The 15,763-nt window shown below is 58.2% G+C and carries 15 protein-coding genes; 5 read left to right on the top strand and 10 right to left on the bottom strand.

Going from position 1 to position 15,763, the window contains the following annotated elements:
* Positions 1-122 precede the first annotated feature (122 nt).
* Genes ACM6IK_RS06520 through sdhC form a run of 4 tightly spaced genes read right to left on the bottom strand, consistent with a single transcriptional unit; the run spans position 123 to position 3,351 of the window.
* Positions 123-827, bottom strand: coding sequence for a succinate dehydrogenase iron-sulfur subunit (locus tag ACM6IK_RS06520; protein ID WP_003223007.1), 705 nt, complete (start codon positions 825-827; stop codon positions 123-125).
* Between the two features lie 11 nt (positions 828-838).
* A complete protein-coding gene (sdhA, locus tag ACM6IK_RS06515; RefSeq protein ID WP_414873637.1) occupies positions 839-2,611 on the bottom strand; it encodes a succinate dehydrogenase flavoprotein subunit in 1,773 nt (590 codons plus the stop codon).
* Positions 2,612-2,614: 3 nt separating this feature from the next.
* Positions 2,615-2,983, bottom strand: coding sequence for a succinate dehydrogenase, hydrophobic membrane anchor protein (gene sdhD, locus ACM6IK_RS06510; RefSeq protein ID WP_095139417.1), 369 nt, complete (start codon positions 2,981-2,983; stop codon positions 2,615-2,617).
* The gene (gene sdhC, locus ACM6IK_RS06505; protein WP_033052382.1) at positions 2,977-3,351 is read right to left on the bottom strand and encodes a succinate dehydrogenase, cytochrome b556 subunit; all 375 of its coding nucleotides are present in this window, start codon (positions 3,349-3,351) and stop codon (positions 2,977-2,979) included. Before sdhC ends, sdhD begins: the two co-directional genes overlap by 7 nt.
* A gap of 363 nt (positions 3,352-3,714) precedes the next feature.
* On the opposite strand from sdhC, the gene gltA reads away from it, so the two are divergent.
* Positions 3,715-5,004, top strand: coding sequence for a citrate synthase (gltA, locus tag ACM6IK_RS06500; RefSeq protein ID WP_007977501.1), 1,290 nt, complete (start codon positions 3,715-3,717; stop codon positions 5,002-5,004).
* Between the two features lie 613 nt (positions 5,005-5,617).
* Here the strand turns inward: gltA and ACM6IK_RS06495 are convergent.
* The 3 genes from ACM6IK_RS06495 to ACM6IK_RS06485 all read right to left on the bottom strand — a co-directional run bounded on the left by ACM6IK_RS06495 (position 5,618) and on the right by ACM6IK_RS06485 (position 8,678).
* Complete coding sequence (locus ACM6IK_RS06495) at positions 5,618-7,276, bottom strand: cation acetate symporter (RefSeq protein ID WP_414873636.1); 1,659 nt, start codon at positions 7,274-7,276, stop codon at positions 5,618-5,620.
* On the bottom strand, positions 7,273-7,584 hold the full coding sequence (locus tag ACM6IK_RS06490; RefSeq protein WP_414873635.1) for a DUF485 domain-containing protein: 312 nt from the start codon (positions 7,582-7,584) through the stop codon (positions 7,273-7,275). The genes ACM6IK_RS06495 and ACM6IK_RS06490 overlap by 4 nt, the downstream gene beginning before the upstream one ends.
* A 242-nt stretch (positions 7,585-7,826) precedes the next feature.
* Positions 7,827-8,678, bottom strand: a complete 852-nt coding sequence (locus ACM6IK_RS06485; RefSeq protein WP_414873634.1) for a glycine betaine ABC transporter substrate-binding protein — start codon at positions 8,676-8,678, stop codon at positions 7,827-7,829.
* Positions 8,679-8,966: 288 nt separating this feature from the next.
* Here ACM6IK_RS06485 and ACM6IK_RS06480 point away from each other — a divergent pair, with 288 nt between their 5' ends.
* On the top strand, positions 8,967-10,562 hold the full coding sequence (locus ACM6IK_RS06480; RefSeq protein ID WP_414873633.1) for a glycosyl hydrolase family 17 protein: 1,596 nt from the start codon (positions 8,967-8,969) through the stop codon (positions 10,560-10,562).
* Positions 10,563-10,686: 124 nt separating this feature from the next.
* On the opposite strand, the gene ACM6IK_RS06475 is transcribed toward ACM6IK_RS06480, so the two are convergent.
* Positions 10,687-11,055, bottom strand: coding sequence for a hypothetical protein (locus ACM6IK_RS06475; protein WP_414873632.1), 369 nt, complete (start codon positions 11,053-11,055; stop codon positions 10,687-10,689).
* 225 nt (positions 11,056-11,280) lie between these two features.
* Here ACM6IK_RS06475 and ACM6IK_RS06470 point away from each other — a divergent pair, with 225 nt between their 5' ends.
* Together ACM6IK_RS06470 and ACM6IK_RS06465 are read left to right on the top strand one after the other, a co-directional pair.
* Positions 11,281-12,579 carry a serine/threonine protein kinase gene (locus tag ACM6IK_RS06470; RefSeq protein WP_414873631.1) on the top strand — a complete coding sequence of 433 codons (1,299 nt, stop codon included), beginning with the start codon at positions 11,281-11,283 and terminating at the stop codon, positions 12,577-12,579.
* Positions 12,572-13,360 carry a VacJ family lipoprotein gene (locus ACM6IK_RS06465; protein ID WP_414873630.1) on the top strand — a complete coding sequence of 263 codons (789 nt, stop codon included), beginning with the start codon at positions 12,572-12,574 and terminating at the stop codon, positions 13,358-13,360. The genes ACM6IK_RS06470 and ACM6IK_RS06465 overlap by 8 nt, the downstream gene beginning before the upstream one ends.
* A 127-nt stretch (positions 13,361-13,487) precedes the next feature.
* Here the strand turns inward: ACM6IK_RS06465 and ACM6IK_RS06460 are convergent, their stop codons facing one another.
* Positions 13,488-14,402 carry a DUF808 domain-containing protein gene (locus ACM6IK_RS06460; protein WP_414873629.1) on the bottom strand — a complete coding sequence of 305 codons (915 nt, stop codon included), beginning with the start codon at positions 14,400-14,402 and terminating at the stop codon, positions 13,488-13,490.
* A 134-nt stretch (positions 14,403-14,536) separates the two neighbouring features.
* Here ACM6IK_RS06460 and ACM6IK_RS06455 point away from each other — a divergent pair, with 134 nt between their 5' ends.
* Positions 14,537-15,142 carry a TetR/AcrR family transcriptional regulator gene (locus ACM6IK_RS06455; RefSeq protein WP_414873628.1) on the top strand — a complete coding sequence of 202 codons (606 nt, stop codon included), beginning with the start codon at positions 14,537-14,539 and terminating at the stop codon, positions 15,140-15,142.
* Positions 15,143-15,245: 103 nt separating this feature from the next.
* Here the strand turns inward: ACM6IK_RS06455 and ACM6IK_RS06450 are convergent, their stop codons facing one another.
* On the bottom strand, positions 15,246-15,704 hold the full coding sequence (locus ACM6IK_RS06450; RefSeq protein ID WP_414873627.1) for an REP-associated tyrosine transposase: 459 nt from the start codon (positions 15,702-15,704) through the stop codon (positions 15,246-15,248).
* Positions 15,705-15,763: the final 59 nt, after the last annotated feature.

Raw genomic sequence — 15,763 nt, 5'->3', positions numbered from 1 at the left:
CATTTCTTCAAAATAAGAGCCGCAGCCTTTTAAGCTGCTGCTCAGGTTAAAACTACGGCGCCGGTTGAAGCCTGCGCCGTAGCATCTACGGGTACTGCGGTCCTACGGGTACAGCAGCTGAATCACACGCCGCTCGAGAGCAACATGTTACGGATGTGACCGATGGCCTTAGTCGGGTTCAGGCCTTTCGGACATACGTTGACGCAGTTCATGATCCCGCGGCAGCGGAATACGCTGAACGGGTCATCCAGCGAAGCCAGACGCTCGGACGTCTTGGTGTCACGGCTGTCTGCCAGGAAGCGGTACGCTTGCAGCAGGGCAGCTGGACCCAGGAACTTGTCCGGGTTCCACCAGAAGGACGGGCAAGAGGTCGAGCAGCAAGCGCACAGGATGCACTCGTACAGACCGTCGAGTTTTTCACGCTCTTCAGGGGACTGCAGACGCTCGATGGCCGGAGCCGGCGTGTCGTTCTGCAGGTATGGCTTAACCTTTTCGTATTGCTTGTAGAAGATGCTCATATCGACGACCAGGTCACGGATAACCGGCAAACCTGGCAGAGGACGAACGATCAACTTGTTACCTTTTACGACAGCAGACAGCGGCGTGATGCACGCCAGGCCGTTTTTGCCGTTGATGTTCATGCCGTCGGAACCGCAAACACCTTCACGGCAAGAGCGACGATAGGAGAACCCCTCGTCCTGCTCTTTGATCAGGGCCAGCACGTCCAGCACCATCAGGTCTTTACCACCGGTATCGACCTGGAATTCCTGCATGAACGGCGCGGCGTCCTGATCAGGGTTGTAACGATAAACGCTGACTTGCAACATGGCGGCCACCCTTAATAAGTCCGAATCTTAGGTTCAAAAGTCGGAACAGTCTTCGGCGAGAAGTTCACGGCACGCTTGGTCACGCGCTTGTCACCCGGGAAGTACAGGGTGTGGCACAGCCAGTTTTCGTCGTCACGGTCTTCGAAGTCTTCACGGGCGTGAGCGCCACGGGACTCTTTACGTACCTCTGCAGCGATGGCGGTGGCTTCGGCCACTTCCAGCAGGTTCTGCAGTTCCAGCGCTTCGATACGCGCAGTGTTGAACGCCTGCGACTTATCGTTGATCTTCACGTTGGCGATGCGCTTGCGCAGATCAGCCAGCTGGGCAATACCCTTCTGCATGTATTCGCCGGTACGGAATACACCGAAGTAGTTCTGCATGCAGTTTTGCAGCTCGCGACGCAAGGTAGCCACGTCTTCGCCTTCGGTACGCTCGTTCAGAGCGGACAGGCGTGCCAGGGCCGCATTGATGTCAGCGTCGGTGGCGTCGTCGTATTCGATACCGTCGGTCAGCGCCTTTTCCAGGTGCAGGCCGGCAGCACGACCGAATACCACCAGGTCGAGCAGCGAGTTGCCGCCCAGACGGTTGGCACCGTGAACCGATACGCAAGCCACTTCACCTACCGCGAACAGACCAGGAATGATCTCGTCCACGCCTTCGGCATTCTGGGTCATCGCCTGGCCGTGAATGTTGGTGGCAACGCCGCCCATCATATAGTGGCAGGTCGGAACAACCGGAACCGGAGCGACAACCGGGTCAACGTGCGCAAAAGTCTTCGACAGTTCGCAGATGCCTGGCAGACGGCTGTGCAGCACTTCCTCGCCCAGGTGGTCGAGCTTGAGCATCACGTGGTCGCCGTTCGGACCGCAACCGTTGCCGGCGATGATCTCTTTAACCATCGAACGGGCAACAACGTCACGACCGGCAAGGTCTTTGGCGTTCGGAGCATAACGCTCCATGAAACGCTCGCCGTGCTTGTTGATCAGGTAGCCACCTTCACCACGGCAACCTTCGGTAACCAGTACACCAGCGCCGGCGATGCCGGTCGGGTGGAACTGCCACATTTCGATGTCTTGTACCGGTACGCCGGCACGCAGCGCCATGCCAACGCCGTCACCGGTGTTGATCAGGGCGTTGGTGGTCGAAGCGTAGATACGACCCGCACCGCCGGTGGCCAATACGGTGGCCTTGGCACGGATGTAGGTGGTTTCGCCGGTTTCGATGCAGATGGCGATCACGCCGACGAACTCGCCTTGGCCGTTCTTCACCAGATCGACAGCGTAGTACTCGTTCAGGAACACGGTACCGGCTTTCAGGTTGCCCTGATAAAGGGTGTGCAGCAGTGCGTGACCGGTACGGTCGGAAGCAGCGCAAGTACGCGCAGCCTGGCCGCCTTTACCGTAGTCCTTGGACTGGCCACCGAACGGACGCTGATAGATACGGCCTTGCTCGGTACGCGAGAATGGCATGCCCATGTGGTCCAGCTCGTAAACGGCAGCCGGGCCTTCCTGACACATATATTCGATAGCGTCCTGGTCACCGATGTAGTCGGAACCCTTGACGGTATCGTACATGTGCCAGCGCCAGTCATCGTTCGGGTCAGCAGACGCGATGGCGCAGGTGATACCGCCTTGAGCGGATACAGTGTGCGAACGGGTCGGAAAAACCTTGGTGATCACGGCAGTCTTGTGACCGCCCTGTGCCAGTTGCAGCGCTGCGCGCATGCCGGCACCGCCACCACCAATGATGATGGCGTCGAAAGAAATCGTTGGAATGTTAGCCATGAATCAGATACCCCAGAGAATCTGCACACCCCAGACGAAGTAAGCGAACATCGCGACGCCGCATACTGCCTGGAAAAGGAAACGCACTGCAGTCGCGGACTTGCCCAGCGCCATCGGCGTCAGGTAGTCGGTCGCGATGGTCCACATGCCGACCCAGGCGTGAGCGCCCAGGGCCACCAGGGCCAGCAGACTGAAAATACGCATCCCGTTGTGAGCGAACAGGCCGTGCCATTGCTCATAGCCAATGCCCGGATTCACCGCGAGGTATCCGATCAGGAAGATGAAATAAGCCGCGAGAACGACCGCAGACACACGTTGCGCCATCCAGTCGTAAAGACCGGAACGCGAAAGGTTCGTAACGCTGGTTACCATATCCAAACTCCTGCCAGAACGATCAGCACCACGGAAACGGCGATGATAATTTTCGAGCCCAGGCGGCCGCCTTCCAGCGTCTCACCGATGCCCATATCCATAATCAAGTGGCGCACACCGGCTACCAGGTGATAAAGAAGAGCGGACAGGAGGCCCCATGCTACGAACTTGGCCAGCGGGCTGGTCAAGGTTGCCTTCACGTCGGCAAAACCTTCCTCGGAACCCAGGGATTTGCCCAATGCATAAAGCATGAAGCCAAGGCCCAGGAAGAGGATGATGCCGGAAACACGGTGAAGAAACGACGTAACGCCGGTGATGGGGAGTTTGATGGTCCTTAGGTCTAGGTTTACAGGTCGTTGGCTTTTCACGGCTTTTTTTTCACACTGAAGAGCCCCTAACAATCAGGGCAAAGTTGTTGGGGAGTGCACTGGTCAGGTAACCACCACCCAGGGATGCGACCCCCAATAAAGCAGGCCCAAAAGCCCTTGGCGGTCGGTGGCCGAGTATAGACAGTTAGGCTACTAATGACAACGCAAACACCTAACCCAAACAGCTGATTGCGCAACTGCCATAAAAGGCGTAAATGGCAGTCAATTTCGAGGAAAAAGTCCGGTTAAAGCCTTCTGGAGCAAGACTTTAGGCAAATTGACATTCGAATTTATCTCACTATAGTGGTGCGGGCCCTGCGTGGGGGGTCTGTCTGATGATTTCAAGCATAAATAGGAGGCCACATGGCTGACAAAAAAGCGCAGTTGATCATCGAGGGCGCAGCCCCCGTCGAGCTGCCCATTTTAACCGGCACCGTTGGTCCCGATGTTATCGATGTTCGGGGCCTGACGGCCACGGGCCGTTTCACCTTTGACCCAGGCTTCATGTCGACCGCCTCGTGCGAGTCGAAGATCACCTATATCGACGGCGACAATGGCATCCTGCTGCACCGCGGCTACCCGATCGAACAGCTGGCTGAAAAGTCGGACTATCTGGAAACCTGCTATCTGCTGCTCAACGGCGAACTGCCGACCGCAGAACAGAAGGCCCAGTTCGTCAGCACCGTAAAGAACCACACCATGGTTCACGAGCAGTTGAAGACCTTCTTCAATGGCTTCCGTCGCGACGCCCACCCGATGGCCGTCATGTGCGGCGTAGTCGGCGCCCTCTCGGCCTTCTACCACGACTCCCTGGACATCAATAACCCGCAGCATCGCGAAATCTCCGCGATCCGCCTGGTTGCCAAGATGCCGACCCTGGCAGCGATGGTTTACAAGTACTCCATGGGCCAACCCATGATGTACCCGCGCAACGACCTGTCGTATGCGGAAAACTTCCTGCACATGATGTTCAACACCCCGTGCGAGATCAAACCGATCAGCCCGGTGCTCGCCAAGGCCATGGACCGGATCTTCATCCTCCATGCCGACCACGAGCAGAACGCCTCGACGTCCACCGTGCGTCTGGCGGGTTCTTCGGGTGCCAACCCGTTCGCCTGTATCGCCGCCGGTATCGCTGCACTGTGGGGCCCTGCCCACGGCGGTGCAAACGAAGCCGTACTGACCATGCTCGATGAAATCGGCGATGTTTCGAACATCGACAAGTTCATCGCCAAGGCCAAGGACAAGAACGATCCGTTCAAACTGATGGGCTTCGGTCACCGCGTTTACAAAAACCGCGACCCGCGCGCCACCGTCATGAAGCAGACCTGCGACGAAGTGTTGAAGGAGCTGGGCATCCAGAACGATCCGCAACTCGAACTGGCCATGCGCCTGGAAGAGATCGCCCTGACCGACCCGTACTTCATCGAACGCTCGCTGTACCCGAACGTCGACTTCTACTCGGGGATCATCCTCAAGGCGATCGGCATTCCAACCAGCATGTTCACCGTGATCTTCGCCCTGGCGCGGACCGTCGGCTGGATCTCCCACTGGAAAGAAATGCTCTCCAGCCCGTACAAGATCGGCCGTCCGCGCCAGCTGTACACCGGCTACGAGTCGCGTGACATCACCAAGCTGGAAGACCGCAAGTAAGAGTTGTCTTGTTGTAGCGTGTTGAGTTGTACCGGGAACGGCCTCTGCTTTTTATATAAAGAGCAGGAGGCCGTTTTTGTTTGTGCGGTTTTTTGCTGGTGTACATATCCATTCCTGCGGTTATGGCCGCCATTGGTTCCGCCCTTACGGCGGGTCACTTGGAAAAGCGCCAAGTAACCAAGCGCTTTTGCCCCTGACGTTCGGTGCCTCGCTCCGGTCCTGCTCCGTAGGCCCGCCGCGATCGGCCATCCATGGCCGTACGCGGCTAACCCGAGGCGGCCTACCGGCCGGCCTGGTTGCCGGGTAGGTTTTCTGCAAAATTTCGGTCGACTGGCAGGCCGTTATCGCGAACAGGATCGCTCCTACAGTATTTGCGTCGAACACAAAGTATTCGAACAGCACCAAACCTGTGGGAGCGAGCTTGCTCGCGATGAGGCCAGTACATCCCACATCGATGCTGACTGGCAGACCGCCATCGCGAGCAAGCCCGCTCCCACAGTAAATCGGGTAAATCCGCAAAATTCAGGTCGATTAACGCACAATAAAAAAGTGCCCCGATCTCTCGACCGGAGCACTTCATAAAACATCGCCAGCTATATAAAAGCATCAAGCCTTAGTGCGAAACCGCCCCACTCGCCCCCAGACCAGTCTGCGAACGAACAAACTGCGGGAAGAACAGCGCCCGCTCATTGTCAGCCGCAGTCGACTTGTCGGTAATCGAGAAGAACCAGATCCCGACAAAGGCAATCATCATCGAGAACAGCGCCGGGTACTCATACGGGAAGATGGCCTTCTCGTGATGCAGTATCTGCACCCAAATGGTCGGACCAAGCACCATCAGGCCCACGGCACTGATCAGCCCCAACCAGCCGCCGATCATCGCACCACGTGTGGTCAGCTTTTTCCAGTACATGGAAAGCAGCAGTACCGGGAAGTTGCAGCTCGCCGCGATGGAGAACGCCAGGCCGACCATGAACGCGATGTTCTGGCTTTCGAACAGAATGCCCAGGATGATGGCCAACACACCCAGAGCAACGGTGGTGATCTTCGAAATACGAATCTCATCCTTCTCGTTGGCCTTGCCCTTCTTGATCACGCTGGCATACAGGTCGTGAGACACCGCCGACGCACCGGCCAGGGTCAGACCGGCAACCACCGCCAGAATGGTCGCGAACGCCACAGCCGAGATGAAGCCCAGGAAAATGCTGCCACCGACTGCGTTGGCCAGGTGCACCGCCGCCATGTTGTTGCCACCGAGCAACGCGCCGGCCGCGTCTTTGAAGGCCGGGTTGGTACTGACCAGCAGAATCGCGCCGAAGCCGATGATGAAGGTCAGGATGTAGAAGTAACCAATGAAGCCGGTTGCGTACAGCACGCTCTTGCGGGCTTCCTTTGCGTCACTCACGGTGAAGAAGCGCATCAGGATGTGCGGCAGGCCTGCGGTACCGAACATCAATGCCAGGCCGAGGGAGAACGCCGAGACCGGATCTTTCACCAGGCCACCAGGGCTCATGATCGCTTCACCCTTAGGGTGAACCTTGATCGCTTCGGAAAACAGCAGGCTGAAGTCGAAGTTGACGTGTTTCATCACCATCAGTGCCATGAAGGAAGCACCGGACAGCAGCAGGACAGCCTTGATGATTTGCACCCAGGTGGTTGCCAGCATGCCGCCGAACAACACGTAAAGGCACATCAGCACGCCCACCAGGATCACCGCGACGTGATAGTCGAGACCGAACAGCAGCTGGATCAGCTTGCCGGCACCGACCATCTGGGCGATCAGGTAGAACGCCACCACCACCAGCGAACCGCAGGCCGACAGTGTGCGGATCTGGGTTTGCCCCAGGCGGTAGGACGCCACGTCGGCAAAGGTGTACTTGCCCAGGTTACGCAGACGCTCGGCGATCAGGAACAGAATGATCGGCCAACCCACCAGGAAGCCGATCGAATAGATCAGTCCGTCATAGCCGGAAGCGAACACCAGCGCGGAAATCCCCAGGAACGAAGCGGCCGACATATAGTCGCCGGCAATCGCCAGACCATTCTGGAACCCGGTGATCTTGCCACCCGCCGCGTAGTAGTCGGCCGCCGACTTGTTGCGCTTGGAGGCCCAGTAAGTAATGCACAGGGTTGCACCCACGAACACGACAAACATCAGGATCGCGGCGACGTTGAGAGGTTGTTTTTGCACTTCACCGGTCAGGGCTTCAGCCGCCCAGGCGCCCGGTGCAAAAGCTGCGACGCTCAATAGAGCCAGTAGACGCCGGATCATTGCTGAGCCTCCTTGAGAATCGCATTGTTCAGGTCGTCAAACTCGCCATTGGCACGTCGTACGTAGATAGCGGTCAGGACGAAGGCGGAAACAATCAGCCCGACGCCGATCGGTATGCCCCAGGTAATCGAAGACTCGGGACTGATTTTCGTCCCCAGCACTTGCGGCCCGTAAGCAATTAAAAGGATGAAGGCAGAGTAAAGCCCTAGCATGATCGCCGAAAGAATCCAGGCGAATCGTTCCCTCTTGCTAACCAGCTCCTTGAAGCGCGGGCTGTTTTGAATCGAGAGGTAAATGCTGTCGTTCATTGTTTTTATCCTCGCAGCACAGATTAAGTTGGAACGGTATCCACTCTATGCGGCTGCGGGGCAGGTTCCAGACGACCTTAGTCTTAGAACGCCATGACGGATTCGCCAATTTCCGGCATGTACAAAACAACTGTGGGAGCGAGCCTGCTCGCGAAGGCGTCATGCCAGTCGACATATCAGTCAACCGACAGACCGCTTCGCGAGCAGGCTCGCTCCCACAGGGTCAAGCGTGCTCTTTGCTATTATTTAGTCCAGTCAGCCACACGCTCAGGGTGTTTGGCGACCCAATCCTTCGCCGCCGCTTCAGGCTTGGCACCGTCCTGGATCGCCAGCATCACCTGGCCGATTTCATCCTTGGATGCCCACTGGAAGTTCTTCAGGAACTTGGCCACTTCCGGCGCCTTGGCCTCCAGGCCTTTGCTGCCGATGCTGTTCACGGTTTCAGCCGCGCCGTACACGCCTTTCGGATCTTCAAGGAAGCGCAGTTTCCACTTGGCGAACATCCAGTGCGGCACCCAGCCGGTCACCGCGATGGATTCATTTTTCTTCTCGGCACGGGTCAGCTCGGCGATCATGCCGGCGCCGGAACTGGCCTTGAGTTGATAACCGTTCAAGCCGTAGTCCTTGATCGCCTGATCGGTCTTGAGCATCACGCCCGAACCGGCGTCGATGCCGACAATGCGGTTCTTGAAGGTGTCGTCGGTCTTGAGGTCGTCAATGGACTTGGCCTTGACGTATTCCGGCACGATCAGGCCGATTTTCGCGTCCTTGAAGTTCGGGCCGTAATCGACGACCTGATCCTTGTTCTTCGTCCAGTAATCGCCGTGGGTCACCGGCAGCCAGGCCGACAGCATGGCGTCGAGCTTGCCGGTGGCCACGCCTTGCCACATGATCCCGGTGGCGACAGCTTGCAGCTTCACGTCATAACCGAGCTTCTGCCGGATCACTTCTGCGGCCACGTTGGTCGTGGCGACACTGTCCGACCAGCCGTCGACATAACCGATCGTCACTTCCTTCCCAGCGGCACTGGCCACGGTAGAACTGATCGCCAGCACCAAAGCGGCACCTGCGCCCAAGAGTCGTCGCATCTTCATCGTTACTTCCCCGAAAGTGCTGCACTCGACGGATGCCGAGTCGCTTAAACGTATTGTTATGGTGCACAGCGCCCCCATCACGCCTAACCGCAAACTCGTTCGAACATCAGCGGAGTACTGACGCCTTCGATGATCAACCTGACGCCCTTGGCGACCTGCTCTGCCAGCGACATCGAGGCAACGAGAAACGACATCAGAACGCCATTAATCCTGAGCGCGACCAACGCACCGCAGACTACGCCCGAACATTGCATGTCAAAATCATGCGGGCCACCAAGCACGCGGTAAATGCAGGTAACATGCGCGGCTTTGCTCCCACACGGCCTTTCCATGTCCGCGACATCCCGCTTCCCTTTTGCAGCTTATCTATTCGCTTGCCTGCTCGGGCTGTTTGCCCTGGGCGGCTTCTGGTACGGCCTCGGCAAACCGGTGATCCTGCCGGACGTGGCCAGCGCAACGCACAAGCTGCAATGCGCGTCCTACACACCGTTCGACAAGGATCAATCGCCGTTCGACCAGCCCTTCAAGCTGCGCCCCGAGCGCATGGATGCCGACCTCGCGCTGCTGTCCAAAAGCTTCGAATGCATCCGCACCTATTCCATGACCGGCCTCGAAGCCCTGCCGGAACTGGCGCGCAAGCACGGCTTGAAAATGATGATTGGCGCATGGGTGAACAGCAACCCGGTGGACACGGAAAAAGAAGTCGACCTGCTGATCGCCTCGGCCAATGCCAACCCGGATGTGGTGAGCGCGGTGATCGTCGGCAACGAAACCCTGTTGCGCAAGGAAGTCACCGGCGCGCAATTGGCGAAACTGATCAACAAGGTCAAAAGCCAGGTCAAACAGCCTGTCACCTATGCCGACGTCTGGGAGTTCTGGCTCAAGCATCCGGAAATCGCACCCGCCGTAGACTTCCTGACCATCCATTTGCTGCCGTATTGGGAAGACGATCCGTCGAACATCGACGCTGCCCTGCAACATGTGGCGGAAGTACGCCAGGTGTTTGGCAACAAGTTCGCACCCAAGGATGTACTGATCGGCGAAACCGGCTGGCCAAGCGAAGGTCGCCAACGCGAAACGGCCCTGCCGAGCCGGGTCAACGAAGCCAGGTTCATTCGCGGTTTTGTCGCCATGGCCGAGCAACGGGGCTGGCACTACAACCTGATCGAAGCCTTCGACCAGCCATGGAAACGCGCCAGTGAAGGTGCAGTGGGTGGTTACTGGGGGCTGTTCGATGCCGATCGCCAGGACAAGGGCGTGTTGGCCGGGCCAGTGACAAACGTACCCTACTGGTCGCAATGGCTGGCGGTGGGTGGCTTGATCTTCATCGGCACGTTACTGTTCGGTGGCCGGGTTCGTACGACGCGCTCGGCGCTGGTGCTGCCACTGCTCGGCGCATTGGCAGCCTGCTCGATTGGCGCATGGGGCGATCTGGCACGGGTGACCACGCGCTTTACCAGTGAATGGTTATGGGTTGGATTGCTGACCGCGCTGAACCTGCTGGTGCTGGCCCATGCCGCACTGACGTTTAGTCCGCGTAACGGGTGGCGTGGACGGGCTTTCAACTTGCTGGAACGCCGTGCTGGCTGGCTGGTTGCGACGACAGGTTTCGCTGCAGCCGTGATGATGCTGGAACTGGTATTCGATCCGCGTTATCGCAGCTTCCCGAGTGTTGCGTTCATCGTGCCTGCGCTGGTTTATCTGTGCCGCCCGGTGAATGTGCCGCGCCGCGAGGTTGCGTTGCTGACCTTCATCATAGGTGCTGGCATTGCGCCGCAGCTGTTTGGTGAAGGTTTGCAGAATCAGCAGGCCTGGGGCTGGGCGCTGGTGAGTGTGTTGATGGTGGCCGCGTTGTGGCGTTGCCTGCGGGTTCGCAAGGTTTAACTCTTTAGCGACCTGACTGGCCTCTTCGCGGGCAAGCCCGCTCCCACAAGGATCTTTGTCGTACACAAACTCTGTGTTCACTGAAAAATCCTGTGGGAGCGGGCTTGCTCGCGGAGACGGATTTTTAAACGCCGCGAGACGCCCTGACCAACCGCAACCCGGCAATCACCACCGCAAACACCGCCAGCGTCGTGTTGTACAACGCCAGCGCCGGAAACCCGAACACCAGCGCCAGCGCTGCCAACCACCAGCCTGCCCGCCCCGGCACGACAAAGCCGATGATTGCCGCACCCAGCGCAGCCCAACCCAGCACCCCGAAGTGGATCATCAGCCCCAGGTTCGAACGCACCTGGCATTCCCAGCGACTTGCCTCATCCACGCAAATGCCGACCCACTGCGCATCCTCCATGAAGCCATAACGCGCGCCATAGCTGGCGACAAGCCATACAGGCAGCAATACAAGCAGCAGAATCACGAGCAGGCGGCGAGACATGAAACACTCCAATTGGCGGAAAACGGCGGCCAGCTTAATCGCCCGAAAGCGTTTCGCAAGCGATAACAACTGTTAACTGGTCTTTCAATCGCGGCAACGTGTATCGTCCAGCTATTGTTACTGCGCAATCAGGCCTGTTTGTTGTCGATGGTTGGCACTTTGGCGCAGATCCGATGGTCATAGCCTGCGAAATTCATTCGGCACCTTCTTCTAAGGGATTTAGTCATGCTCCGTTCCTTGCGCTTCGCCGCCCTGTTTGGCGGCCTTATTTTGAGTGCGTCCGCACTGGCGGTCGATATAGATGCCGCCAGTTATGGCTACCCCCTGACCAACCCGTTCGAGGCGACCATCGCGACCACGCCGCCGGACTTGCGTCCGGAGTTGCCCCTGGACGATGACATCGATCAGGCAGTGCGCAGCGTCACCTTGCGTCCGGAACGGGCGTTCGAATTGCCGGATAATTTCTGGGCGGTCAAGAAACTCGACTACCGCATTGCCACGCAGGATCACGCCGCACCACTGATTTTCCTGATCGCCGGCACCGGCGCACGCTATGACAGCACGCTGAACGAATACCTGAAGAAGCTTTATTACAAAGCCGGCTACCACGTGGTGCAGTTGTCATCGCCCACCAGCTATGACTTCATGAGCGCCGCATCACGCTTCGCCACGCCAGGTGTGTCCAAGGAAGACGCCGAAGATTTGTACCGGGTGATGCAGGCCGTGCGGGCACAAAACCCGAAACTGCCAGTCACCGATTACTACCTGACCGGCTACAGCCTGGGTGGACTGGATGCCGCTTTCGTCGCGCACCTGGACGAAACCCGCCGCAGCTTCAACTTCAAGAAAGTCCTGCTGCTCAACCCGCCGGTCAACCTCTACACCTCGATCACCAACCTCGACAAGCTGGTCCAGACCGAGGTCAAGGGCATCAACAACAGCACCACATTCTATGAGCTGGTACTGAACAAACTGACCCGCTACTTCCAGCAGAAGGGCTACATCGACCTCAACGACGCCCTGCTCTACGACTTCCAGCAGTCCAAGCAGCAACTGTCCAACGAGCAGATGGCCATGCTGATCGGCACCTCGTTCCGCTTTTCGGCGGCCGACATTGCCTTCACTTCGGACCTGGTCAACCGTCGCGGCCTGATCACTCCACCCAAGTTCCCGATCACCGAGGGCACCAGCCTCACGCCATTCCTCAAGCGTGCGCTGCAATGCGACTTCGACTGCTACATCACCGAACAAGTCATTCCGATGTGGCGCGCCCGTACCGACGGCGGCAGCCTGCTGCAACTGATTGACCAGGTGAGCCTGTATGCGCTGAAGGACTATCTGCACGACAGCCCGAAAATCGCCGTCATGCACAACGCCGACGACGTGATCCTCGGCCCTGGCGACCTCGGTTTCCTGCGCCGGACCTTTGGCGATCGCCTGACCGTTTACCCGCTGGGCGGCCACTGCGGCAACATTAACTACCGCGTCAACAGCGACGCCATGCTGGAGTTCTTCCGTGGCTAAATACCTCCTGCTTTTCGCAGCGTTACTCTGTGCAGGCGTCGCCAATGCCGACAACAGCAAAGCCAACGCCCCCCTGGTCGTCGACAGTGATGGTTTCAAGGAACCGCTGAGCAAACTCAAATTCAACCCGGGTCTGGACCAGCGTGAGTTCGAGCGCTCAACCCTCAGCGCGCTGACCGTCTACGATCCGCTGGAAGAGTGGAACCGGCGCGTCTATCACTTCAACTACCGCTTCGATCAATGGGTGTTCCTGCCGGTGGTCAATGGTTACCGCTACGTCACCCCGAGCTTCCTGCGCACCGGCGTCAGCAACTTCTTCAACAACCTCGGCGACGTGCCGAATCTGATGAACAGCCTGCTGCAACTCAAGGGCCAGCGCTCGCTGGAAACCACCGGGCGCCTGCTGCTCAACACCACCATCGGCATCGCCGGCCTGTGGGACCCGGCCACCGCCATGGGCCTGCCGCGCCAAAGCGAAGACTTCGGCCAGACCCTGGGCTTCTACGGCGTGCCGGGCGGCGCTTATTTAGTCCTGCCGATCCTCGGTCCGTCGAACCTGCGTGATACCGGCGGCCTGGTGGTGGATTACTCGGCCGAGAGTGCGATCAACTTCCTGAACGTGGCCGAAGTCAGCTCCAACCATCCGGAAGTGTTGATCCTGCGCGCCATCGACAAGCGCTACCAGACCACCTTCCGCTATGGCCAGACGAACTCGCCGTTCGAGTACGACAAAGTGCGTTACGTGTATACCGAAGCGCGCAAGTTGCAGATTGCCGAGTAAACAAGGCACCCAAAAAACACTGTGGGAGCGAGCTTGCTCGCGATGGCGGTGTGTCAGACAACCTTGTTGGTGACTGACACGACCTCATCGCGAGCAAGCTCGCTCCCACAGTTGTTATGTGCTGTCTTCAGCCTTTCAGGGATTTCCAGATCTTGCTGAAGGCCATCACGCCAACCAACACCACCGCCCCTGCGACAATCCCCGCCAGACCATTGAGCAACACCGGCACGATAAATCCGCCGCTACCCGCCGCGGCACCCACCTCTTCGATCCAGTGATGCGCCACCGGCACACCGTGGGTCAGGATGCCGCCACCCACCAGGAACATCGCCGCGGTGCCGATCACCGACAGGCTCTTCATCATGTACGGCGCAGCACGCAGAATGGCGCCACCGATGCTTTTCGCCATCTGCCCGGGCTTTTGAGTCAACCAGAGTCCAAGGTCATCCAGTTTGACGATACCCGCCACCAGGCCATAGACGCCGATGGTCATGACGATTGCGATCCCCGACAGCACGATGACTTGCTGGCTCAACGGCGCACCGGCCACGGTGCCAAGGGTGATGGCGATGATTTCCGCCGAGAGAATGAAGTCGGTGCGGATCGCGCCCTTGATCTTGTCCTTTTCGAACGCCACCAGATCCACTGCCGGGTCTGCCACCGCCTCGACCAGTTCAGCATGTTCGACCTGATCTTCGGCCTTGCTGTGCAGAAACTTGTGGGCGAGTTTTTCGAAACCTTCGAAGCACAGATAGGCACCGCCGACCATCAACAACGGGGTGACCAGCCACGGAATGAACGCACTGATGGCCAGCGCCGACGGCACCAGGATCAATTTATTGATGAACGAACCCTTGGCGACCGCCCAGACCACCGGAATTTCCCGTTCGGCACGCACGCCACTGACTTGCTGTGCATTGAGTGCCAGGTCGTCACCGAGTACGCCGGCCGTTTTCTTGGCGGCCATTTGGGTCATCAATGACACGTCGTCGAGTACGGTGGCGATGTCGTCAATCAGCACCAGCAAACTGCTTCCTGCCATGAATCGGGTTTCCTTCTGCAATGAATGCGCAGCAGCATAGCGCGGCATAACGCGTCGCGGTGCATTCTTGAGCGTCGCGCGAGGCCGGTGATACCATGCGCAACCGCCAGAACAGGCAAGGAATCACCCGGTTTATGAGCACTATCCGCGAGCGCAACAAACAACTGATCCTGCGTGCCGCCAGTGAGGAATTCGCCGACAAAGGCTTCGCTGCGACCAAAACCAGCGACATCGCAGCCAAGGCCGGATTGCCCAAGCCCAACGTCTACTACTACTTCAAATCCAAGGAAAACCTCTACCGCGAGGTACTGGAAAGCATCATCGAGCCCATCCTGCAGGCGTCGACACCGTTCAATCCGGACGGCGAACCCGGAGAAGTGCTCAGCGGCTACATTCGCTCGAAAATCCGCATCTCCCGCGACCTGCCTTTCGCGTCCAAGGTGTTCGCCAGCGAAATCATGCACGGCGCACCCCACTTGAGCACCGATCTGGTCGAACAGCTCAACGGTCAGGCAAAACACAACATCGAGTGTATCCAGACCTGGATCGACCGCGGGCAAATCGCCCCCATCGACCCTAACCACCTGATGTTCAGCATCTGGGCCGCGACCCAGACCTACGCCGACTTCGACTGGCAGATCACCGCCATCACCGGCAAGGCCAGACTGGATGAAGAAGATTACGAAGCGGCGGCGCAGACGATTATCCGGTTGGTGCTCAAGGGGTGTGAGGCGGATTGATGGACAGCGGTGCTACCAATCGCGAGCAGGCTCACTCCTACATTTGGAATGCATTCCCCTGTAGGAGTGAGCCTGCTCGCGATCGAGACGACACGGTTTCAGCTCAAACCCAGATCGCATCCCACAACGGATAGTCGCCAAGCTTTTCCACCAGTCCAGCCCGCAACGGGTTGGCTACTACATACCGCGCCATCTTCACCAAATCCTCTTCCCGCCGCAGTGCCCGATCATGAAATCCTCTCTGCCAGAGACCGGTAGTTCGACCGGTAGACTGCTTCACGGCTTTGGTACTCATCGACTTGGTTTTTTGCATCAGCTCACTCAAAGACCCCTTCTGCAACTCAATTAGCCAATGAAAATGATCCGGCATGACCACCCAGGCCAACGAGTTCGCAAAGCCTAGATTCTGTGCATTTCGAAATTGATCGACCACCAGCCTGCCCAAGGTGAAATCCTTGAAACCCGGGGTCCTGTGAAGTGTATTGGTGGTTAACAGATAAATTCGGCTGGTTTCGGCATAGCGGCCGATTCTCAATCGATTTGCGGCAGGTAAATCCGGCATTCCATCGCCTCCCATGATCAGGTCATGAGAAGGCTAGCTCTGTGGATTCAAGTGGGTGG

Origin of the sequence: Pseudomonas sp. IT-196MI5 (genome assembly GCF_949767415.1) — a bacterium.
Classification (GTDB): Bacteria; Pseudomonadota; Gammaproteobacteria; order Pseudomonadales; family Pseudomonadaceae; genus Aquipseudomonas.
This window is presented reverse-complemented; position numbering and strand designations above follow the sequence as displayed.